The organism is Tolumonas auensis DSM 9187, assembly GCF_000023065.1.
In the GTDB taxonomy this organism is placed as follows: Bacteria; Pseudomonadota; Gammaproteobacteria; order Enterobacterales; family Aeromonadaceae; genus Tolumonas; species Tolumonas auensis.
Genome location: NC_012691.1, coordinates 3,403,654 through 3,423,200, shown reverse-complemented (window position 1 = coordinate 3,423,200; position 19,547 = coordinate 3,403,654). Strand labels below are relative to the sequence as shown.

General features: G+C 51.8%; 20 protein-coding genes. 11 read left to right on the top strand and 9 right to left on the bottom strand.

Annotated elements, in window-relative coordinates:
- Window positions 1-29 precede the first annotated feature (29 nt).
- Window positions 30-389 (top strand): hypothetical protein, encoded by a 360-nt coding sequence (locus TOLA_RS16035; RefSeq protein ID WP_015880162.1) that lies wholly within the window; start codon window positions 30-32, stop codon window positions 387-389.
- A gap of 49 nt (window positions 390-438) precedes the next feature.
- Here TOLA_RS16035 and TOLA_RS16030 read toward each other — a convergent pair whose 3' ends face one another.
- Window positions 439-723, bottom strand: coding sequence for an Rdx family protein (locus tag TOLA_RS16030; protein WP_015880161.1), 285 nt, complete (start codon window positions 721-723; stop codon window positions 439-441).
- Window positions 724-728: 5 nt separating this feature from the next.
- Window positions 729-1,043 (bottom strand): iron donor protein CyaY, encoded by a 315-nt coding sequence (cyaY, locus tag TOLA_RS16025; RefSeq protein WP_015880160.1) that lies wholly within the window; start codon window positions 1,041-1,043, stop codon window positions 729-731.
- A gap of 80 nt (window positions 1,044-1,123) precedes the next feature.
- Here cyaY and lptM point away from each other — a divergent pair, with 80 nt between their 5' ends.
- From lptM to xerC, 5 genes are read left to right on the top strand one after another with little or no spacing between them, the layout of a single operon-like run.
- Entirely contained in the window at window positions 1,124-1,279 is a 156-nt protein-coding gene (gene lptM, locus TOLA_RS16590) for an LPS translocon maturation chaperone LptM (protein WP_148210461.1), read from the top strand.
- Between the two features lie 15 nt (window positions 1,280-1,294).
- Window positions 1,295-2,545 carry a diaminopimelate decarboxylase gene (gene lysA / locus TOLA_RS16020; protein ID WP_015880159.1) on the top strand — a complete coding sequence of 417 codons (1,251 nt, stop codon included), beginning with the start codon at window positions 1,295-1,297 and terminating at the stop codon, window positions 2,543-2,545.
- Window positions 2,546-2,560: 15 nt separating this feature from the next.
- Window positions 2,561-3,391: a diaminopimelate epimerase gene (gene dapF, locus TOLA_RS16015; protein ID WP_015880158.1), complete on the top strand. Its 831-nt coding sequence runs from the start codon at window positions 2,561-2,563 to the stop codon at window positions 3,389-3,391.
- Window positions 3,388-4,086 (top strand): DUF484 family protein, encoded by a 699-nt coding sequence (locus TOLA_RS16010; protein ID WP_049759198.1) that lies wholly within the window; start codon window positions 3,388-3,390, stop codon window positions 4,084-4,086. Before dapF ends, TOLA_RS16010 begins: the two co-directional genes overlap by 4 nt.
- Window positions 4,079-5,008: a tyrosine recombinase XerC gene (gene xerC / locus TOLA_RS16005; protein ID WP_015880156.1), complete on the top strand. Its 930-nt coding sequence runs from the start codon at window positions 4,079-4,081 to the stop codon at window positions 5,006-5,008. Before TOLA_RS16010 ends, xerC begins: the two co-directional genes overlap by 8 nt.
- Before the next feature lie 2 nt (window positions 5,009-5,010).
- On the opposite strand, the gene TOLA_RS16000 is transcribed toward xerC, so the two are convergent.
- Window positions 5,011-5,295, bottom strand: coding sequence for an addiction module antidote protein (locus TOLA_RS16000; RefSeq protein WP_015880155.1), 285 nt, complete (start codon window positions 5,293-5,295; stop codon window positions 5,011-5,013).
- A 217-nt stretch (window positions 5,296-5,512) separates the two neighbouring features.
- On the opposite strand from TOLA_RS16000, the gene TOLA_RS15995 reads away from it, so the two are divergent.
- Together TOLA_RS15995 and TOLA_RS15990 are read left to right on the top strand one after the other, a co-directional pair.
- A complete protein-coding gene (locus tag TOLA_RS15995; protein ID WP_015880154.1) occupies window positions 5,513-7,003 on the top strand; it encodes a cobyric acid synthase in 1,491 nt (496 codons plus the stop codon).
- On the top strand, window positions 6,993-8,285 hold the full coding sequence (locus TOLA_RS15990; protein ID WP_015880153.1) for a cobyrinic acid a,c-diamide synthase CobB: 1,293 nt from the start codon (window positions 6,993-6,995) through the stop codon (window positions 8,283-8,285). The genes TOLA_RS15995 and TOLA_RS15990 overlap by 11 nt, the downstream gene beginning before the upstream one ends.
- Before the next feature lie 44 nt (window positions 8,286-8,329).
- Here the strand turns inward: TOLA_RS15990 and TOLA_RS15985 are convergent, their stop codons facing one another.
- The 5 genes from TOLA_RS15985 to TOLA_RS15965 all read right to left on the bottom strand — a co-directional run bounded on the left by TOLA_RS15985 (window position 8,330) and on the right by TOLA_RS15965 (window position 15,857).
- Entirely contained in the window at window positions 8,330-9,628 is a 1,299-nt protein-coding gene (locus TOLA_RS15985) for a type II toxin-antitoxin system HipA family toxin (protein ID WP_015880152.1), read from the bottom strand.
- A 3-nt stretch (window positions 9,629-9,631) separates the two neighbouring features.
- On the bottom strand, window positions 9,632-9,883 hold the full coding sequence (locus tag TOLA_RS15980) for a helix-turn-helix domain-containing protein (RefSeq protein WP_015880151.1): 252 nt from the start codon (window positions 9,881-9,883) through the stop codon (window positions 9,632-9,634).
- Between the two features lie 126 nt (window positions 9,884-10,009).
- Window positions 10,010-13,150: a DEAD/DEAH box helicase gene (locus tag TOLA_RS15975; RefSeq protein WP_015880150.1), complete on the bottom strand. Its 3,141-nt coding sequence runs from the start codon at window positions 13,148-13,150 to the stop codon at window positions 10,010-10,012.
- Between the two features lie 65 nt (window positions 13,151-13,215).
- Window positions 13,216-15,477 carry a putative bifunctional diguanylate cyclase/phosphodiesterase gene (locus TOLA_RS15970; RefSeq protein WP_015880149.1) on the bottom strand — a complete coding sequence of 754 codons (2,262 nt, stop codon included), beginning with the start codon at window positions 15,475-15,477 and terminating at the stop codon, window positions 13,216-13,218.
- Between the two features lie 182 nt (window positions 15,478-15,659).
- Window positions 15,660-15,857, bottom strand: coding sequence for a (2Fe-2S)-binding protein (locus TOLA_RS15965; RefSeq protein WP_015880148.1), 198 nt, complete (start codon window positions 15,855-15,857; stop codon window positions 15,660-15,662).
- 193 nt (window positions 15,858-16,050) lie between these two features.
- Here TOLA_RS15965 and bfr (TOLA_RS15960) point away from each other — a divergent pair, with 193 nt between their 5' ends.
- From bfr (TOLA_RS15960) to TOLA_RS15950, 3 genes are all read left to right on the top strand, one after another.
- On the top strand, window positions 16,051-16,515 hold the full coding sequence (gene bfr / locus TOLA_RS15960; RefSeq protein ID WP_015880147.1) for a bacterioferritin: 465 nt from the start codon (window positions 16,051-16,053) through the stop codon (window positions 16,513-16,515).
- Window positions 16,516-16,524: 9 nt separating this feature from the next.
- Window positions 16,525-16,992, top strand: coding sequence for a bacterioferritin (gene bfr / locus TOLA_RS15955; protein WP_015880146.1), 468 nt, complete (start codon window positions 16,525-16,527; stop codon window positions 16,990-16,992).
- A gap of 114 nt (window positions 16,993-17,106) precedes the next feature.
- Window positions 17,107-17,793, top strand: a complete 687-nt coding sequence (locus TOLA_RS15950) for a type 1 glutamine amidotransferase (RefSeq protein WP_015880145.1) — start codon at window positions 17,107-17,109, stop codon at window positions 17,791-17,793.
- Window positions 17,794-17,820: 27 nt separating this feature from the next.
- On the opposite strand, the gene TOLA_RS15945 is transcribed toward TOLA_RS15950, so the two are convergent.
- Complete coding sequence (locus TOLA_RS15945) at window positions 17,821-19,419, bottom strand: carboxylesterase/lipase family protein (protein ID WP_015880144.1); 1,599 nt, start codon at window positions 19,417-19,419, stop codon at window positions 17,821-17,823.
- Window positions 19,420-19,547: the final 128 nt, after the last annotated feature.

The following is a 19,547-nucleotide window of genomic DNA, read 5'->3' as shown; positions in this document are numbered from 1 at the left end:
ATTACGTCACATGACTTACGAGGTTGTAAATGAGTATGGGTATCAAAAAAGTTCTGCTGAGCTTGGGTCTGAGTGCTGTTGTTTCTGCTTTCGGTGTATCAATGGCGAATGCCAGTCCGGCCCCGGCGGATGATGAAGCCAGACAGGAATGCCCTGAAGGCCAGAAATGTGATCGTCCGGCTCCGGATACTAAAAAAGCCCGGAAACAGGGTGAAGAACGGACTAACAACGCAGCACCGGAAGGCAGAGAGCATTCTGAAGCCATGAACAGAGCTGAAGGCGACGAAAGCGCGCCTGCGCCACGTGATGAGCAGAAACAGTCAAAAGATCCGAAGGAAAAACCACCAAAAGACGGCAAACCACCGAAAGATGCGCCAGCCGAAGAGTGATCTGCATATAGCAAAACGGCTCCCTGAGGGAGCCGTTTTTGTTGGTAGATTAATATGTTTTCTTGTCGACATGTCCGAGATCGCGTTCCGGCGCGATCTGATCGCGTACCCGCTGCTTCAGTGCTTTGACATCCGGGAAGCCGCCATCCGCTTTACGTTCCCAGATACAGACGCCATTCACCAGAATTTCAAAACGGCCGCCGGTATCCGGATGTAAATTGACGCTGCCCAGTTCTTCACTGAAGGTATGTAACAGCTCTTGTGCCATCCACCCGGCGCGCAGCATCCAGTTGCACTGGCGGCAGTAGTAGATATCAACAACCGGTTTATCCATGATGTTTAACCTAACGTCACTTTTTCGCCGGACTGTTTACTGCAGGCGTCACTGAGTAATTCGATCAGCTCACGGCCACCGCGATTATCAATCCATTTGCCATCTTTCCAGTCGAAGTGATAGCCGTTTTCACGGGTCGCTACCCAGATCTGATGTAGCGGCTCCTGCTTGTTGATAATGATCTTGCTGCCGTTGACAAAAGTCAGCGTGACCACGCCGCTGTTGAGTTCACAATCAATATCGGTATCGCAATTATCTATGGCTTGTTCGATAAACTGGTAGCGCCCTTCCACCAGCGCGTGAAATTCACTGTCTTTCATTCCGGCTTGTCCTATTTGCATTTACTGCGATGAGTGAGATTATAGTGGTCCAAATTACTGAATCGCACAAGATCATGAAAATGCGCACATACAGTGTGGGTTTAGCACTGTTACTGACCGGTTTGCTGAGTGGTTGTGGCTTGAAAGGGCCACTGTATATGCCACAGCAGCCACCGGCACAACAGCAGCCTGCCCAGCCGCAAGACCAGACTGACAACCACCAGACCCAATCATAAGGAAACGATGGAGCCATGGATTTTTTTAATTATCGCGAAGATGGCGAACTGCTGGCCGAACAATGTGCAGTCAGTGAGTTAGTCGCCCAATACGGCACCCCTTTGTATATCTATTCCCGTGCGACCATCGAACGTCACTGGAAAGCGTTTGATGCCGCTGCCGGTGATGTGCCGCACCTGATCTGTTACGCGGTAAAGGCCAATGGCAACCTCGCGATCCTGAACCTGCTGGCGCGTCTGGGTTCCGGTTTTGACATCGTTTCCGGCGGTGAGCTGGCGCGTGTTATTGCCGCCGGCGGGGATGCGAAGAAAGTCGTGTTCTCCGGTGTCGGTAAAACCGAAGAAGAAATGCGTTATGCATTGGGGCAGGACATTCTCTGCTTTAACGTGGAATCAGAGCCGGAACTGGAACGCCTGAATCAGGTGGCGGGTTCTATGGGGAAAGTGGCGCGGATTTCTATCCGTATCAACCCGGATATCGATGCCGGTACCCACCCGTATATCTCTACCGGTCTGAAACAGAACAAATTCGGTATTCCGATTGAACGCGCACCGGAAGTGTACCGCTACGCGGCCAGCCTGCCGAACCTGCAGATCACCGGTGTGGATTGCCATATCGGTTCGCAGCTGACTGAAATCTCTCCGTTCCTTGAAGCAGTCGATAAACTGCTGGCCCTGATCGATGAATTATCGGCTGCCGGCATCAAAATTCATCATCTGGATGTGGGTGGTGGTCTGGGTGTGAATTACAACGACGAAACACCACCGCACCCGAGCGAATATGCACTGGCACTTAAACAGAAACTGCAGGATCGCGATCTGACGCTGATGTTTGAACCGGGCCGTGCGATTATGGCCAATGCCGGTATTCTGGCGACCAAAGTGGAATATCTGAAAGCGGGTGAAGATCGTCATTTTGCGATTGTCGATGCCGCGATGAACGACCTGATCCGTCCGTCACTGTACAGTGCCTGGATGAATATCATTCCGGTGAACCGTTCGCTGCCGCGTGATGCGCATCACTACGATGTCGTGGGTCCGATTTGTGAAACCGGCGATTTCCTGGGTAAAGATCGCGAACTGGCGATTGCACCGGGTGATTATCTGGTAGTCCGTTCCGCCGGCGCGTATGGTTTCTCGATGGCGTCTAACTATAACGCCCGTTCCCGTGCCGCAGAAGTGCTGGTGGACGGTGAACAGCCGCATCTGGTGCGTGAGCGTGAACCGCTGGCATCGCTGTGGCAATTTGAACATCTGTTGCCGTAACAGGAGTCAGGCTGCATGTTGATCCAGTTTTCCAAAATGCACGGTCTGGGAAATGACTTTGTGGTGGTTGATGGCGTCACGCAGAAGGTGTTTTTTAATGCGGAAACGCTGAAACGCCTCGGTGATCGTCATTTTGGTATCGGTTTTGACCAGCTGCTGCTGGTCGAACCGCCGTATGATCCTGATCTCGACTTCCACTATCGTATTTTTAATGCCGATGGTTCGGAAGTGCAGCAGTGTGGTAACGGTGCGCGCTGTTTTGCCCGTTTTGTGCGTCTGAAAGGGCTGACCAACAAAGACCGTATTGCGGTCAGTACGGTCAGTGGCCGCATTGTGCTGCAACTGGAAGATAACGATCAGGTTACGGTCAACATGGGCGTACCGGAGTTTGAACCGGCCAAGATCCCGTTCCGGGCCCTGAAAGCCGAGAAGCTTTATCTGCTGCGCGTTGCCGAACAAACGGTGATGTGTGGAGTCGTGTCGATGGGGAACCCTCATTGCGTGATCGAGGTGCCGAGTGTGAAAGATGCTCCGGTTGAAACACTGGGACCGAAACTGGAGTCGTTTGACCGGTTCCCTGAGCGGATCAATGTCGGTTTCATGGAAGTGGTTTCTGCCAGTGAAATCAATCTGCGGGTGTATGAGCGTGGTGCTGGTGAAACACTGGCCTGCGGCACCGGCGCCTGTGCCGCCGTCGTGGTTGGTATTCAGCAGGAGAAACTTAAAGGCCGTGTGAAGGTGAATCTGCCCGGCGGTTCGCTGTATATCTCCTGGAATGGCCCTGGCAGCCCGGTTTACATGACCGGTCCGGCAGAGCATGTCTTCGACGGACAAATCGAATTATGAGTATCAACATGGGTGCACTGGAGTCGATGCTGGAAGAGAACCGCATAGCCGATTATCTGAAGCAACATCCGGATTTTTTCCTGCGGCATAAAGAGTTGCTGGAAGAGATAGCGGTGCCCCATGAACAGCGCGGTACGGTGTCGCTGTTTGATGTGAAACTGGAGCGGCAGCGCGAGCGTCTGCAGCAGCTGGAAGATGAACGGCAGGAGCTGCTGGCGAATGCCACCCGCAACGAGTTTATCTTCCGCGTCTATACCGATGTCTATCCGGCGCTGTTCGCCTGCACGTCAATGCGGCAGTTATGGAAGTGTCTGCATTCCACGTTTCGTGAACGGTTGCGGATCCCGGCCTGTGCGCTGTGGGTGAATCAGGCGCGGGTGAAAGCCAAGCGCTTTGATAAGCCCTATGAGATGGAATATCCGCTGTTTCAGCGCTTGTGCCTCTATCCGATGGCCGATCAGCTGGTCTATTTCGGCCGCGTCAATGATTGCGACCGGGAGCTGATTTTCGGGCAGGGCTCGCTGGTGCACTCGATGGCCCTGCTGCGGCTCGGGGAGTATGGCGAATGGGGCTTTCTGGCCTTTGGCCATGCTAATCCGCAGCATTATCAGCCGGGGATGGACAGCCTGCTGCTGGAGCAGTTAGGCCGGTTCGTGACCTTGTTGCTGCCGACACTGGCCCGTTCCTGTGAGTGAGTCACTGTCCTCTGTCTTACATACCTATCTGGAATACCTGCGCGTCGAGCGCCAGCTCAGTGCGCATACCCTCAGTAATTATCAGCGGCATCTGCAGGCGTTAATTGAATGGCTGCAGGAGAAGCAGATCCAGGACTGGGGTGAGCTGAATAACCCGCTGGTGCGGCAATGGGCGCACACGCTGCGTAAACACAAAGATACTTCGCCGCGCACCATCAGCACCAAGATGTCGGCCCTGCGCAGCTTTGCTGACTGGCTGGTGATCCGCGGTATTCTGGCGGCGAATCCGGCGCGTGGGGTGGCACTGCCGAAACTGGGACGGCCACTGCCGAAAAATCTCGATGTCGATCAGGTACATCAGCTGCTGAATATCACTGATGAATCGGATCCGCTGGTGGTGCGTGACCGCGCCATCATGGAGCTGTTCTATTCCACCGGTATGCGTCTTTCTGAGCTGGTGGCGCTGGATCTGAATGATCTGGATATGACCAGTCGTCAGGTCAGAGTGATCGGCAAGGGTAACAAAGAGCGCATTCTGCCGGTTGGCCGGCTGGCACTGGAATGGCTGGAGAAGTGGCTCAGAACCAGAACCGCTTTTCTGCTCGAAGGGGAAACCGCCCTGTTTCTCAGCAGCCGCAAGCGGCGCATTACGGCGCGGATGGTGGAGATCCGCATTGAGCAGTGGGGACAGAAACAGACACTGAACAGTCATGTACATCCGCATAAACTGCGTCACAGCTTTGCCACACATATGCTGGAATCTTCCGGCGATCTGCGCGCGGTACAGGAGTTGCTGGGGCATGCCAATCTGGCGACCACGCAGATCTATACCCACCTCGATTTTCAGCATCTGGCTGCAGTGTATGACCAGACGCATCCCCGTTCCAAACGTAAAAAGCTCAAGCCGGAAGAGGAAGAGTGATTTCAGGCTGCTATCGTCAGTTTGACACCCAATGCTTTTAATACTTTAACCACGGTTTCGTATCGGGGATGAGCGCCCGGTGCGAACGTTTTATACAGACTTTCCCGACCGAGACCGGTTTGTACCGCGATCTGGCTCATGCCTCTGGCTTTGGCTACATCGCCTAAAGCCGTCAGAAATAGTGCCGGATCATCTTCCTCCAGAATGGCATTCAGATATTCGGCAATAGCCTCTTCGCTATCAAGATAATCTGCCGCATCGAAAGAAGACAGCGTGACTTTTTTCATGAAGATTTCTCCAGTTCAACCCAGATCAGCTTTGCTTGTCTGATGTCTTTACTCTGCGTTGATTTATCACCACCAGTGGTCAAAAATTTCTGTTTTAAGAAAGACGTTCATAATAAGTGTATCCTTAAAGATACATACTGCAAGTGTAAATAATCCCTTAATCGGCTTATGATGGCAGATATCTTCGGACCGCAAGACCTGTCAGGATCTCCTCAAGTTGCTGAAAAAATTCTCTCTCATGGTGCAGGGCACCACGTCCGATGCCGGTAAAAGCACGCTGGTGGCGGGGCTGTGCCGTCTGCTGAAACGACAGGGCTGGTCGGTGGCGCCGTTTAAATCGCAGAACATGGCGCTGAACAGTGCGGTGACAGCAGACGGTGGTGAGATTGGCCGCGCGCAGGCGGTACAGGCGCAGGCCTGTGAGATTGAGCCGACCGTGCACATGAACCCGGTGCTGCTGAAGCCAAATACCGATATCGGGGCGCAGGTGATCGTGCAGGGCAAGGCACTGGCGGATATGGACGCCTGCGCGTATCACGAATACAAACCCCGGGTGATGGGCGCAGTGATGGAGTCGTACCACCACCTGCAGGCGCACTATCAGGCAGTGATCATTGAGGGCGCGGGGAGTCCGGCGGAGATCAATCTGCGCGATCGTGACATTGCCAATATGGGCTTTGCCGAAGAGGCAGATTGTCCGGTCATCATTATTGCCGACATCGATAAAGGCGGCGTGTTCGCGCATCTCTATGGCACGCTGGCGCTGCTTTCCGAGAGTGAACAGAACCGGGTGATCGGCTTTGTTATCAACCGCTTCCGTGGCGATATTACCCTGCTGCAAGGTGGCCTCGACTGGCTGGAACAGACCACCGGCAAGCCGGTGCTGGGCGTGCTGCCTTATCTGCATGGCCTGTATCTGGAACAGGAAGATGCCATTGCGGTGCAGCAAGGTGAGCGCGGTAAATTCCGCGTGGTGGTGCCCTGTTTCCCGCGCATCAGTAATCACACCGATTTTGATGTATTGCGGCTGCATCCGGATGTGGATCTCATCATGGTGCCGCCGAATCAGCCATTACCACCGGCGGATCTTATTATTCTGCCCGGCTCGAAGAGCGTGCAGGGTGATTTGCGCTTCCTTCGCGAACAGGGCTGGGATAACGCGATCAACCGTCACCTGCGCTTCGGCGGCAAGCTGATTGGTATCTGTGGCGGTTATCAGATGCTGGGCGACATGCTGCATGATCCGCTGGGCCTGGAAGGTGAGGCCGGTTCCATGCCAGGGCTCGGTTTATTGCCGATCAGTACCACGCTGGCGCCGGAAAAACAGCTGCGCCGGGTGACCGGTACCCTGACACTGGAGGGTGAAACAGTTCCTGTGATCGGGTATGAAATTCATGCCGGGGTGACAGAGATTCCCTCCGGGTATACGCAGCCTCTGCAGCTGAATGATGGTCAGCAGACGGCAGAGGATGGTTTTTGCTCCGCGGATAACCTGATTCTGGGCAGTTATCTGCACGGACTGTTCGATGAACCGGCCGCTTGTAATGCGTTGCTGCGCTGGGCCGGGCTCAGCATCGATACCGCGCCGGATATGCAACAACTGCGGGAAGACGGCATCAACCGGCTGGCAGATTGTCTGGCCGATCATCTGAATATGGACAAGCTTTTTAGCCTTCTGGAGCAGTGGAAACAACAACATGCAAACTAAATCCTGTCCGGCGCTGCTGGTCAGTGCGCCTTCCAGCCATAGCGGCAAAACCACGGTTACTGCCGCGCTGGCGCGTTACTGGACGCAACAGGGCAAGACGGTGCGGGTGTTTAAGACCGGACCGGACTTTTTAGATCCGATGCTGCTGGAGCAGGCCAGTAGCGCACCGGTACATCAGCTGGATCTGTGGATGATGGGCGAGGATAACTGCCGGCGGCGTCTGGCGGAAGCCGCACAGGAGGCCGACCTCATCCTGATTGAAGGCGTGATGGGGCTGTATGACGGCCATACCAGTTCAGCCGATATCGCCCGCCTGTTTGCTATTCCGCTGTTGCTGGTCGTCGATGGCTCGGCGATGGCGCAGACCTTTGGCGCGCTGGTGTACGGACTGGCTAACTATCAGCCGGAGCTGAAAGTCTTCGGCGTGGTGGCGAACCGTGTTAACAGTGCCGGACATGCGCGTTATCTGCAGCAAAGTCTGCCGGACGGCATCCATTTCTGCGGTTATATGCCATCAAATGACGCGATCACGCTGCCGGAGCGACATCTCGGATTAGTGCAGGCGGCGGAGTTGCCCGATCTGGATAAGCGTCTTGATCTGGCGGCAGAACAACTCGCCAGCCATGGCGCGCTGATATTGCCGCCGGCGAGTGAATTCAGCTACCCGATCAGCAATAAGACGTGGAATGACGGATTAAACGGCGTCACGATTGCCGTGGCACACGATGCGGCGTTCAGTTTCATCTATCGCGATAATCTGCAGTTATTGCAGCAGATGGGCGCACAATTACGCTTTTTCTCCCCAATTTCCGATCAAACGCTGCCGGAGGCCGATGCGCTGTATCTGCCGGGTGGTTATCCGGAGCTGTATCTCGATCAGCTGGCGGATAACCAGAGCATGCTGCACGCCATCCGTGCGCATGTGCAGGCGGATAAACCGACGGTGGCTGAATGCGGCGGTATGCTGTATCTGCTGAATGGTCTGACGGATAAAGACGGGCATCGCCGTGATCTGCTGGGCGTGCTGCCCGGCGAAGCCTTGTTGGAAACGCGTCTGGCCGGGCTGGGCGTGCTGTCGGCACAGTTTCCGTTTGGTGAAGTGCGTGGCCACACCTTCCATTTTTCCAGCAGCCAGATCCGGGTTGCAGCGGAACGGGAAGCGCAGCATCCGGTGCATGGCAGTGCCGAACCGGTTTATCAGCAAGGCCGCTTGCTGGCCTCGTATGTGCACTGGTATTTGGGTGATCAGCCGGAAGCGTGCATGGCGTGGTTTAAGCCGTAAAACATCTTTTCATCGGACAGCCAGGTTAAGACATCATGCTGATGTCACCCCGGCAATTTATTTGTCTGGCGGCGAATACCATCAAAAATAGGATCGCTGATATGGGCTGGGAAATTTGCAGGAAGGCTGCCTGATACCTTTGTGAGTACAGCGTCAGCTCCGGCCTTAAAATCAGCCATTAGTTCTGCTGCTTTATCTTGAGAGTAACCAGCTTTCTGAGCGGTACTTTCAAAGTGCCTCGGCTGGATTGTTGCCCAGTGGAAATGCCGGTTTTTGCCTGTAACCGCCATTGCCATCCGAGCTCGTTTGGCGGGAATACTTCCGGCAGCCATTAATGGGTAAGCTGAAATAATGTCGTAGAGCGGAGTCATACGATAGGCGCTGCCGGTTTCAATAAACAGGCTGAAATTTTTAGCATGACCATCGATAGCAGCCAGCAACCAGAACAGAATCTGACTCCTGAAGAAGGTTTCTCTATCTTGATTGGCTTGTTGGGAACCAAGTAGTAATTTCATTCCATCGGCTATGCCGGGTCCGCCATCTGATTCATATTTCAGTGCCGGTGCGATACCTAACGCCTGACAAAAATCTTCCTGTGGCAGACGCATCAGCCAACTACCATCTTTAGACCAGCGGCGGTCAAACCGTTCAACAACTAAGGTGTTCTGTTCACCAAAGCGTGCCAGTTCCGCATTCGCAACGGGAAACCCGAATGCTTTAGCTATTTGCAGACATAGCCATTCATTCTCACTACTTTCGCTAAGATCGATATTGTTTTGTGCTAAATGGCCAATTGGTAACTTGATGATATGGCTGGTCGGAGTACTGCCCTGTGGTCTGTGCCATTGTTCACGATACCAAAGCAGGGCTGTTTTCTCCTGGGCTCCGGCCAGCGAAATGCGGAAATCATCTGTTTCTACTGCCATTCCCTGCGGCGCGAGTTTGTACCCCATAAGTAAACTGGCTATTTCAGCCTCTTCCAGTGGTTCGGCTGTTATTTGATTTATTGGCAGAATCACTGAGTTCTCGGGATATAGCTGAATAGCGCCGATACAGTCACGTCCGATACTGGCAAGTAAATCAAAAGGTTGCTTTGATGCTAACCTGAATCGGGCTTGTATCCGGGCTCGGATTGCTTCGTTATCTGGTAATAAGTTATCGAAAAAATTATAGACTTGCACTCCCCGATAAATTTTTTCTGACAGCGGAAGCGACAACGAAATAGCACGGGCTCCCTGACGAGTCAGCCAGTCCGGATTGTAGTGAAACTCCATAGCTCCGGAGCCGTGGCGGGTAAGCGTGCCAACCTCAATACCATTGAAAGCAACCGTTAGTTTATCCATAGACTACCATTCCTGATCCCACCCCTGAGACTTATCCGGTTCGCTGTCGCGTTTAGCCAGATGCAGTTCCAGATCCAATGCCGAAAGTAGTTTGAACAATGTTTCTATTCTGGTTCCATCAGGGTGGTTTTCAAATGCAGAAACAGTCGTTTGCTTCATTCCTGTCTGTCTGGCCGTTGCCTGTTGACTCAGTTTTCGTTGTATACGGGCATCGCGTAGAGCTTGAGAAAGCATTTGAGGTGAGGTAATCCGCATATTTTATCCTCCATATAGGATAACTACAGTATTATCCCTCATAGAGGATAAAAGCAAGTTTATCCCTTTTAGGGGATAAATATTGTCAACAAATGTCATGTCTTTCCTGCAGAACCCGCTATGAATCTAATCAATAGCTAATTTAGCTGCCTGTTTCCACATAAATGACGGCATAGGTTGTTTGAGACGCCAGGTAATATTCATGGGTTGACTGCCTGTATGGGCGACATATTCAACCTCGCCAAAATTCACAAAGCCCATCGTTCTCTCGTTCTCATCTTTTGATTGCTCACGCACAAACAAAAAGATGCGTTTGCCATTTTCACGATGCTGAATATAGCTGAGCCCTTTGCCCCGATCTGCTCGCGCACTGTTTTGAGATTGCCAATGAAAGAGGCGTTCACTGATTGCATAGTCGTGGTACATGGTGCTGGGAGAAAACTGTTTTTCACTTTTATTAAGTGTCACGAAAAGCAATTCTACGTTCTGGTCTTTAAGCTCCAGCACGCCTTCTCTTGCTGGTGCACGCTGTTCAAATGTGGTGGCGCCAAATCCGACTAGAATTTGCTCTCTGGCATAACGCGCATGCAACTGGAGTGGATTAGCATTCATCAGCGGCATTGCAGACTGCTCATGATGGATCCGATTAATTAACAGCGTAATTAAGTCAGATAGCTCATCCCGAAACACCGGTAAATCCAGCGCTTTCAAGCTTGCAGCAAGCGATGAGAAACCGGCTGCCGACCCCGTATTTTGCCAAAAATCATAGTGACACATCAGCGCCATTCGCGGATCGGTATCAGCCGGAAGTTCAAAATGCTGCTGGCACAAACGCATGAGAAAGCGTAAGTAATTGGCGGCGTCACAGCCAAGAAGTCGGGTATTAATGGCACGTTCAAAAGCACTGGTGAATTGTTTGTGCTGTTCACTTGTTTCCCGGTGAGTAGCCTTATCTACCAAATCAGTCCAGCAACCGCGTTTATAGATATCTTCCAAACCAATATGAGGATGAATTTTTAGGAAATTCGCTAAAGTTAATGGCAAATGCGTATGCTGCGGGAATTGCCGGATCAGCCCCAAAAGCCGATTTAGATTTAGCGTGGCTTGACGAATGTTTTGTAACACCATCTCCTGATTGCGCTTGGATAATTCAATACGACAACCAAGGGGCGCATGGGGAAAACCTTGTTTGATTTCGTCACTGATAGCCCGATTTGTCTTTCCGACTAAGGACCTGAACTTCTGAGAAAAATCGTACTCTGGCCGCGAATTGCCAACAAAATCCAGCACCGTGCAACACTCTTTATCATCGGCCAGACGTAAACCGCGTCCTAACTGTTGCAGGAAAATGGTCAGGCTTTCTGTCGGCCGCAAAAACAACAGCGTATCCACTTCTGGGATATCGACCCCTTCATTAAAAATATCGACGACAAAAAGAACATTGATCTCACCGGCTCTGATCATCTGCTGTTTGGCATAACGCTCATTGCTATTGTCACTGGTTAATATGTCGCTACGGATGCCCTTTAATAAGAACTGTTTACACATATATTCAGCATGTTCACGACTGACACAGAACGCTAACGCTCTAATACCGCTTATATTGGTAACAATGTCCTGTAGACTCTGAACAATTTTATTCACACGCTGCTGATTGTGCGTGTAGAGATTGGTTAATTGCGCAATATCATAACGCCCTTGATGCCAGCTGATATTACGAAGGTCCGTATCATCATCAATGCCAAAATACTGAAAAGGGCATAAATGACGTCTGTTAATCGCTTCCGGTAAACGGATTTCAGCTGCAATAACGCCACAAAAGTCATCAAGAATATCCGAACCATCGTGGCGTTCTGGTGTGGCCGTCAGCCCTAAAAGAATAGTGGGTGAAAAATTATCTAACACACGGCGATAGCTTTGCGCCGCAATATGATGCACCTCATCAATCACAATATAGTCGTAATAATCGGCCGTTAATTGCAGCTGTGGCAGCTGATTATTCAGGGTTTGGATGGTGACAAATAATTGACGGTAGTGATCGGGCGTTGTGTTACCTGCCCAGAACTCACCAAACGAACTATTGCGCAGTACACCGCGATAAGCCGATTGTGCCTGTTTAAGGATTTCTTCCCGATGGGCAATAAACAAGAATGTCGCATCCGGCTTTTGTTTTAAGAAACGCGCAAAATCAAACGCTGAAATTAAGGTTTTCCCTGTTCCTGTGGCTGCAACCACCAAGTTCCGATAACGCTGATGCAGGGTGCGCTCAACCGTCAGCTGTTCCAGTATTTCTTGCTGATGAGGAAACGGTTTTAAATCGAAATAATGTTCGATCTGGTTGTCTGTACCACCCCGTGCCTGCTGCAAGGCATCTTTGAGCTTTTGCTTACTCTCAATATTGCCATCGAAGGGTTCAAAATCGTTCGATTGCCAATAGGTTTCGAATGTACTTAACGACTTTTCAATAATGTGCGGGATTTCTTGCGAAGTAATTTTTAAATTCCACTCCAGACCACTGGTCAGTGCAGAATGGGAAAGATTGGAGGAACCGATATATCCCGTATTAAAGCCGGTATTACGTAAAAAAAGATAACTCTTGGCGTGCAGCCGTTCCCGTTGCGTGTTGTAACTTAACTTAATTTCCGTATTCGGCAGGCTGGCAATAAATTCGACCGCTTTGGCATCTGTTGCGCCCATATATGAGGTTGTAATCACTCGCAGCTGACGCCCGCTGTGAGTAAATTCTTCTAGTTCCTTGCGGAAAATACGAATACCAGCCCATTTAATAAAAGAGACCAACCAATATATTTTGTCCGCAGACAGAATTTCTCTTTTTAGCTCAGTATCTAATGAAATACCTGCATTACTACCGCAAAAAAGCTCACTCTGACTCAGGCCGGTGAGTGGGAATATATCGCTGACATATTGCTTAAGATTTGCGGCAACTGGATTTTCAAGCTGGTAAAGCGCAGTCAGAATTTTGCCTTGGCTATGGATAAGATTTTCTTCAATGAAGTCATCATCCTGAATGCGATCTTTTAGCCACATTAATAACTGGTTCGCCAGTTCGATTTGATTTTGTAGTTGATCGTTGCCTGCTGGTACAGCACCCAAAGCATATTCGAATATCCGACCCAGAAAGCGAGACAGCCATATCGCCGCTTCCGCCTGCTCAAGTGCCCGCTCACCCACATAGAAAGTATTTCTGTCTAAGCGAGAAGATACCAACTGAGTGATTAACTGCTCGTATATACCAACTTGCAGCACTATTCATACTCCTCAGAAATAAGGCGGTAAACCAATTTTATCTAGGTTCAAAAGAATCCTATTGGTTATTTTTTAGGGGTGATCGCGAATAACATATCCGCCGGAACGGGATGACCGAAGAGATATCCCTGATAAGTGTAACAACCGAGCGCCTCAAGACGCTGACGCTGTGCTTCGGTTTCCACCCCTTCGGCGATGACGTTCAGCCCCAGACTTTGCGCCAGTGTAATGATACTGCTGGCAATCGCCGCATCATTCGGGTCGGTCAGCAGATCGTGGACAAAGGATTTATCGATTTTCAGCTGATCCAGCGGCAGTCGTTTCAGATAGGCCAGTGAGGAATAACCGGTACCGAAATCGTCCAGTGAGAAGCCAACACCGCAGGCTTTCAGTGCCGTCATTTTGAGGATGATCTCTTCGGTGTCTTCCAGCAACAGGCTTTCGGTCAGTTCCAGTTTCAGGTGATATGGCTGAACGCCGGCGGTATGGATCGCGGCTAATACCTGATCGACAAAATCCGGCTGATGGATCTGGCGGGCACTGATATTCACCGCCATTGTGAGATGTGCCATGGCGGGTTGTGCCGCCCAGCGGCGTAACTGACGGCAAGCTTCATTAAGCACCCAATCCCCAAGCGACAGAATTAAGCCGCTCTCTTCGGCTAACGGAATAAAATGGGCCGGTGACACCATCCCCCGGCTGGGATGTTGCCAGCGCACCAGTGCTTCCGCGCCGATGATCCGTCCATGCACGTCGACCTGAGGCTGATAATGCAGCAGCAGTTGTTGCTGGCGTAACCCTTCCCGCAGATCATTTTCCAGTTCGGCCCGTGAGGTGACGATGGCCTGCATTTTATTGTCAAAGAAACGCAGTGTATTGCGTCCGGCAGATTTGGCCTGATACATGGCGATATCGGCGCGTTTCATCAATTCATCGCTGCTTTCCTGATGTGCCAGAAACAAGGTGATGCCGATGCTGGCGCTGCTGTTATGTTCATAACCGGCGATCAGATAGGGCTGACACAGCTTGACCAGAATTTTTTCGCCCACCATTTTGCTCTGTGCCGCGGCCAGTTCTTCCGAATGGTTTAACTCTTCCAGCATCACGACAAACTCATCTCCGCCGAGCCGGGCCACGGTATCGCATTCCCGTACACATTCGAAAAGCCGGGTTGCAACCTGTTGCAGCAACAGATCACCTTTGTCATGACCGAGGGTATCATTCAGCGTCTTGAAGTTATCCAGATCAATGAACAGTAACGCGGCACGCTGTCCGCTACGCTTGCTGCCCGCCATGGCCTGATGCAGCCGATCCTGCAGCAGGCGCCGGTTTGGCAAGCCGGTCAGCGGATCATAAAATGCCAGCCAGGCGATTTCGTCTTCTTTTATTTTGCGATCCGTAATGTCTCTGGCCAGAAAAATGACCACCTGCTTATTGTTGACGGTATAGCCCAGTGGCTGTGCCCGTCCTTCTACCAGTCTCTGGCCCATCTTAAAGTCACGTTCATATTCGATGGTTTGTGTCTGTTGCAAGCGGAGGCTGTCACGGACCGTGGCGAGTATGCGATCTGCGGTTTCCGGCGGTAGTTCCGAGTGCAGGTTGCTGCCGATCAGGGCTAAGGCTCGTGGATAAAACTGATTGTTGGTGGTGGGTAGCGCGTCAAGGTAATGGCCGTCTTCATCAATGATGACCATTAAATCCGGGATCGCCTGCACGATGGCCCGCAGACGGGATTCACTGTCCTGTAATGCCTGCTCGGTTTTGGTCCGGTTAATGATGTCCTGCAGCATCAGACCCAGAAGCATGGTCGCCAGTGCAAAGGAGACGGTATAGGGCAGCGCAATCTGTTGCATGAAGGAATGGAGAATAGGGAATGGAAACAGGGAAAAAAGCAGCAGTATGGCTGTGTGCAGCAGAACACCAAACAGCAAAAGCTGGATGGGGCCTTTACTCATCCAGCCCCGCTGATGAGCAGCACGGTATGCCAGCCCCAGTATCACCGAAATCACAATGGTGAGGATCCCGACTCCATAGGTGGCTCCGCCCAGCCACAGACGATAAACCCCGGCAATTACGCCGGCAATCGTTGCGACCAGAGCCCCACCGAACAGGCCGGCCATGCTGAGAATGGCAGAGCGTGCATCGAAAATAACCCCGGGCTCAAGCTGCACCGGTGTCATCATGCCAACGACACAGATACAGCCAAACAGGCATCCGGTCAGCAATTGCTGTAAGCGTTTATTTTCCCGGCACAGGCGGAGGCTAAATCCCTGCAGCAGGCACAGTGATAATAACAACGCGACGTTCTTGATGAATTCCAGCAGCATAGGACTATTCCGGAGCCAAATACGCTGTAAGCATGACTGAATCTGAGTAGAAGGTAAATCCTGACGCAAAACCGCCGTCATACAGGTCGCGACGAAGCAACTGTACGCCGGTGGAACAGGGCGCTTCGGCGCGGGGGAAAAAGGGAGGGGTTACTGCAGTTGTGTGGTGAGCAGAGGTAAAATCAGGCGACTTTTTTCGGCGAGGGTTCGGCGATCTGCATTAAGGCGCTTTCAAGCACGCGACGTACCTGCGGCAGACACTGACCACAGGTGTTACCCACCTTGAGTTCACGATTCAGCCCGCGAATAGTATCCACACCGTTTGCCACGGCTTCTCTGATTTGCCGGTCATTCACCGCATGACAATGACAAATGATCATAACTGCCTCCTGTTCTCTTTCTACTTGATAATAGTTCTCGTTACACCGTTTAGCAACGGATTTGTTGGTTTTTTGTGCGAAAAAAGAGGCGATAAAACGTAAAAAAGAAGTGTTACAGATGTTAATTATGTTGCTAAATCCGCTGCAGGGTTTAGGCTAAATTGTATAGCTTTTCACCACATGAGGATCCGCCATGCAAGGAGATAAAGCAGTCATTGCCATGCTCAACAAGGTTCTGACGTGGGAGCTGACCTCAATCAATCAGTATTTCCTTCACGCCCGTCTGTTCCGTCACTTTGGTTTTAATGCCTTAAATGATAATGCGTTCAAAAAATCGATTAAAGATATGAAACAGGCTGATGCGCTGATTGAGCGGATCCTGTTTCTGGATGGATTACCCAACCTGCAGAATCTGGAATATCTGCGTATCGGTGAATTCGCGGAAGAGATGCTGCAATGCGATCTGTCACTGCAGCAGGATCAGCTGGTGTTATTGCGGGAAGCAATTCAGATCGCAGAAAAAGCTGCGGATTTTGTCAGCCGGGATCTGCTGGAGGAAATTCTTGAGTATGAAGAAGATTATCTGGACTGGCTTGAAACACAGCAGAATCTGATTGCGACCGCCGGAATTCAGAACTATCTGCAAAGTCAGATGTAAGGGGGAGTTATGCAAGGAAAACCCATTGTCATTGCGGAGCTGAATAAGCTGCTGGCCGGGGAACTGACCGCTATCGATCAGTATTTTATTCATTCCCGCATGTATCAGGACTGGGGTTACACCAAGTTATATGAGCGCAATGAGCATGAGTCGCTGGAAGAGAAGCAGCATGCCGCCTGGATCATCGAGCGTATTCTGTTTCTGGAAGGCACGCCGGAGATGACTTTGCGGGAGGCACTGCATATCGGCAAAACGGTGCCGGAGATGCTGCAAAGCGATCTGGCGCTGGAATACAGCGTGGTTAAGAATCTGAAAGCGGCGATCAAGCTGTGCGAGGATGAACAAGACTATCAGACCCGCGAAATGCTGGAGAAACAGCTGGAAGATACCGAGATTGATCATGCCTACTGGCTGGAAAAACAGCTGCGCCTGATTGATCAGATCGGCCTGCAAAATTACCTGCAGTCACAAATGTAATCTTTTCTTCTGCTGTCTGAATTGCGAATATGAAGCACTCAGACAGCGCCCTTCTTTTGTATGCCGGATCGGTGCGGGCCGCTGCTGTCTCTTTAATTTATCCGGAATCAGACTATGCGCGCTTACGTGTTACAACACGCCCCATTTGAAGAACCAGGAAATATTCTGCACTGGCTGCAGCAGCAACAGGCCGAAACGCATTACTGCCGCTTGTATGCCGGCGATCCGCTGCCGCTGGTGGATGCGATTGATCTGCTGATTGTGCTGGGCGGGCCGATGAGTGTGAATGATGAGGCGGATTATCCGTGGCTGAAGGCGGAAAAGGTCTTTCTGGCACAGGTGATCGCCGCGGAAAAACCGGTGGTGGGGATCTGCCTCGGTGCGCAGCTGATAGCCGCCTGTCAGGGGGCACGGATTTATGCCAATCACAGTAAAGAGATCGGCTGGTTTGATATTACCGCGGTGTCTGCCACGGGCGATTTACTGGCATTACCGTCAAAAATCAAGGTGTTCCACTGGCATGGTGAGACCTTTGATCTGCCGCCGGGCGCAGTACTGCTGGCCCGCAGCGAAGCCTGCACCAACCAGATCTTTCAGTTGGGGCAACGGGTGATTGGGCTGCAATGTCATCCCGAAACCATCGAAGAAAATGCCCGCAGCATGGTGCTGCATTGTGCCGATGAGCTGGTGGATGGCAGTTTTATTCAGACGGCGGATGAGATTTTATCGGCAACGGATGCGCAGTATCAGCAGCTCAGCCAGTTAATGGCACAGATTCTGGACTATGTGGTGCGGAAATAACGGCCTTGTGACAGGCCGTTTCCGCGCTTATTTAAACAGATTTTCTATCAGGTCCAGGCGGGCTTTCCAGGGATCTGCGACGGCAGCCGTTTCCGGTGCGCCGTTGGCAGAAAACAGCAGGATCTGATCGCTTTTGGCATCGTAAACCGGCCAGTCCGGTAAGCCTGCCGCATTCGGGTTGCCGGTTCTGGCAAAGTTCACCCAGTATTGCTGCACCTGTGCGGCCATCGCTTTATCGTTGGCCGTCAGGGCATCGGCGTAACGTGCCTGTACCGTGTTAAAGACATACGGAATTTCGGTGGCATGTTGCGCGCCTCGCCACTCCGTCTTCATCGAATCAGCGACATAAGCGAAGCGATAGGCATAAACCGGCTGTCCCTGAGAGGTGGCCATTCTGGCGGCAAAACGGCCCGGTTCGACCATCATCTGATCGCTGGCAACCATCTGGGCGACGTCTTGCGCACTGTAGGTTCCGTCCGGATTATAGGCTTGTACGGCTTTCTGATATTGCGTTTTACCTAAGGGTGCCAGCGCTTCCTGCATGTTTTTTACCAGCGGCGGGAAGCCGATATCCATGTCGGTCGCCCCGACCAGCAGCGGCACGTTCATGCCCTCACCGGTACGGTAGATATCCTGCGGTTCGGCGGTGACCAGCTTGCCGTCAATGAACGGGCCGGAATAGGTCGGATCGTTCATCGTCATCATGTTCAGGCCATCGGTGACCGTCTCTGCCGGCAGCGCGCGCAGCGCGGCCAGGGCTTTTTCATCCGTGCCGCTGATCTGGTTTTTCGCCGCGAATGCCATGCCGACATCTTCCGCGGAAGGTAAACCACTGCTGCTCGGGCTCTGCAGATAACGTCCGCCGCCGATACTGGTTCTGCCGCCGCCGGACTGGATGATGGCTTTGTGGAACAAGCCTTTCGCCAGCGGGGAGGTCAGCATGGAGTGTACCGAGAAACCGCCGGCCGACTCACCGAACAGGGTGACATTATCCGGATCACCATCAAACGCGCTGATATTCCGTTGTACCCATTGCAGCGCGGCGATTTGATCCATAAAGCCGTAATTACCCAGCACACCATCCGGATTTTCTTTGGTCAGCGCCGGATGGGCGAAGAAACCGAAACGGCCAACCCGGTAATTGAAACTGACTAAAATCACATCCTGCTTAGCAAACTGACTGCCGTCATAAACCGCCGGTGACGAGCCGCCATTGACAAAACCACCCCCGTAAATCCAGACCATCACTGGTAATTTTTTGGTGGCGCTGTGCGCCGGTTTCCAGACATTCAGCACCAGACAATCTTCAGCAGGTTGAGAACCTAACGGTGCGGCATCACTGGGGAACGGCTCCTGCATACAGTCATGGCCATACTGATCGGCCTGCCGGACACCTTTCCAGGCTGGTGCCGGTTGCGGTGCTTTCCAGCGGAGCTGACCAACCGGCGCTGCGGCATAGGGGATCCCTTTAAATGCGGCGACGCCATCGTTAACCACACCTTGTAACGCGCCGCTGTCAATGACGAGCGTGGGGGATTCCTGCGCCATCGTGCTGGCGTAGGGAAATAATGTACCTGCTATGCAAATTGCCATGATACCTATCTTCTTGCCTTGGATTAACTGCATGCTTAACTCTCCAGTTTAGTAAACGTTAATGTTAATGCTCGTTTGTATCCCTCAACAGAAACCGGTTACATTGTTGGCTGAATTAGCGGTTGTTGCCTGATTATCTTTGCGATTGTCATCACAAAACT

Excerpts from the sequence above, each read along its gene's own strand:
- TOLA_RS16035 (WP_015880162.1), top strand. The coding sequence starts at position 30 with ATGAGTATGGGTATCAAAAAAGTTCTGCTGAGCTTGGGTCTGAGTGCT.
- TOLA_RS16030 (WP_015880161.1), bottom strand. The coding sequence starts at position 723 with ATGGATAAACCGGTTGTTGATATCTACTACTGCCGCCAGTGCAACTGG.
- cyaY (WP_015880160.1), bottom strand. The coding sequence starts at position 1,043 with ATGAAAGACAGTGAATTTCACGCGCTGGTGGAAGGGCGCTACCAGTTT.
- lptM (WP_148210461.1), top strand. The coding sequence starts at position 1,124 with ATGCGCACATACAGTGTGGGTTTAGCACTGTTACTGACCGGTTTGCTG.
- lysA (WP_015880159.1), top strand. The coding sequence starts at position 1,295 with ATGGATTTTTTTAATTATCGCGAAGATGGCGAACTGCTGGCCGAACAA.
- dapF (WP_015880158.1), top strand. The coding sequence starts at position 2,561 with ATGTTGATCCAGTTTTCCAAAATGCACGGTCTGGGAAATGACTTTGTG.
- TOLA_RS16010 (WP_049759198.1), top strand. The coding sequence starts at position 3,388 with ATGAGTATCAACATGGGTGCACTGGAGTCGATGCTGGAAGAGAACCGC.
- TOLA_RS16000 (WP_015880155.1), bottom strand. The coding sequence starts at position 5,295 with ATGAAAAAAGTCACGCTGTCTTCTTTCGATGCGGCAGATTATCTTGAT.
- TOLA_RS15990 (WP_015880153.1), top strand. The coding sequence starts at position 6,993 with ATGCAAACTAAATCCTGTCCGGCGCTGCTGGTCAGTGCGCCTTCCAGC.
- TOLA_RS15985 (WP_015880152.1), bottom strand. The coding sequence starts at position 9,628 with ATGGATAAACTAACGGTTGCTTTCAATGGTATTGAGGTTGGCACGCTT.
- TOLA_RS15980 (WP_015880151.1), bottom strand. The coding sequence starts at position 9,883 with ATGCGGATTACCTCACCTCAAATGCTTTCTCAAGCTCTACGCGATGCC.
- TOLA_RS15970 (WP_015880149.1), bottom strand. The coding sequence starts at position 15,477 with ATGCTGCTGGAATTCATCAAGAACGTCGCGTTGTTATTATCACTGTGC.
- TOLA_RS15965 (WP_015880148.1), bottom strand. The coding sequence starts at position 15,857 with ATGATCATTTGTCATTGTCATGCGGTGAATGACCGGCAAATCAGAGAA.
- bfr (WP_015880147.1), top strand. The coding sequence starts at position 16,051 with ATGCAAGGAGATAAAGCAGTCATTGCCATGCTCAACAAGGTTCTGACG.
- bfr (WP_015880146.1), top strand. The coding sequence starts at position 16,525 with ATGCAAGGAAAACCCATTGTCATTGCGGAGCTGAATAAGCTGCTGGCC.
- TOLA_RS15950 (WP_015880145.1), top strand. The coding sequence starts at position 17,107 with ATGCGCGCTTACGTGTTACAACACGCCCCATTTGAAGAACCAGGAAAT.
- TOLA_RS15945 (WP_015880144.1), bottom strand. The coding sequence starts at position 19,419 with ATGCAGTTAATCCAAGGCAAGAAGATAGGTATCATGGCAATTTGCATA.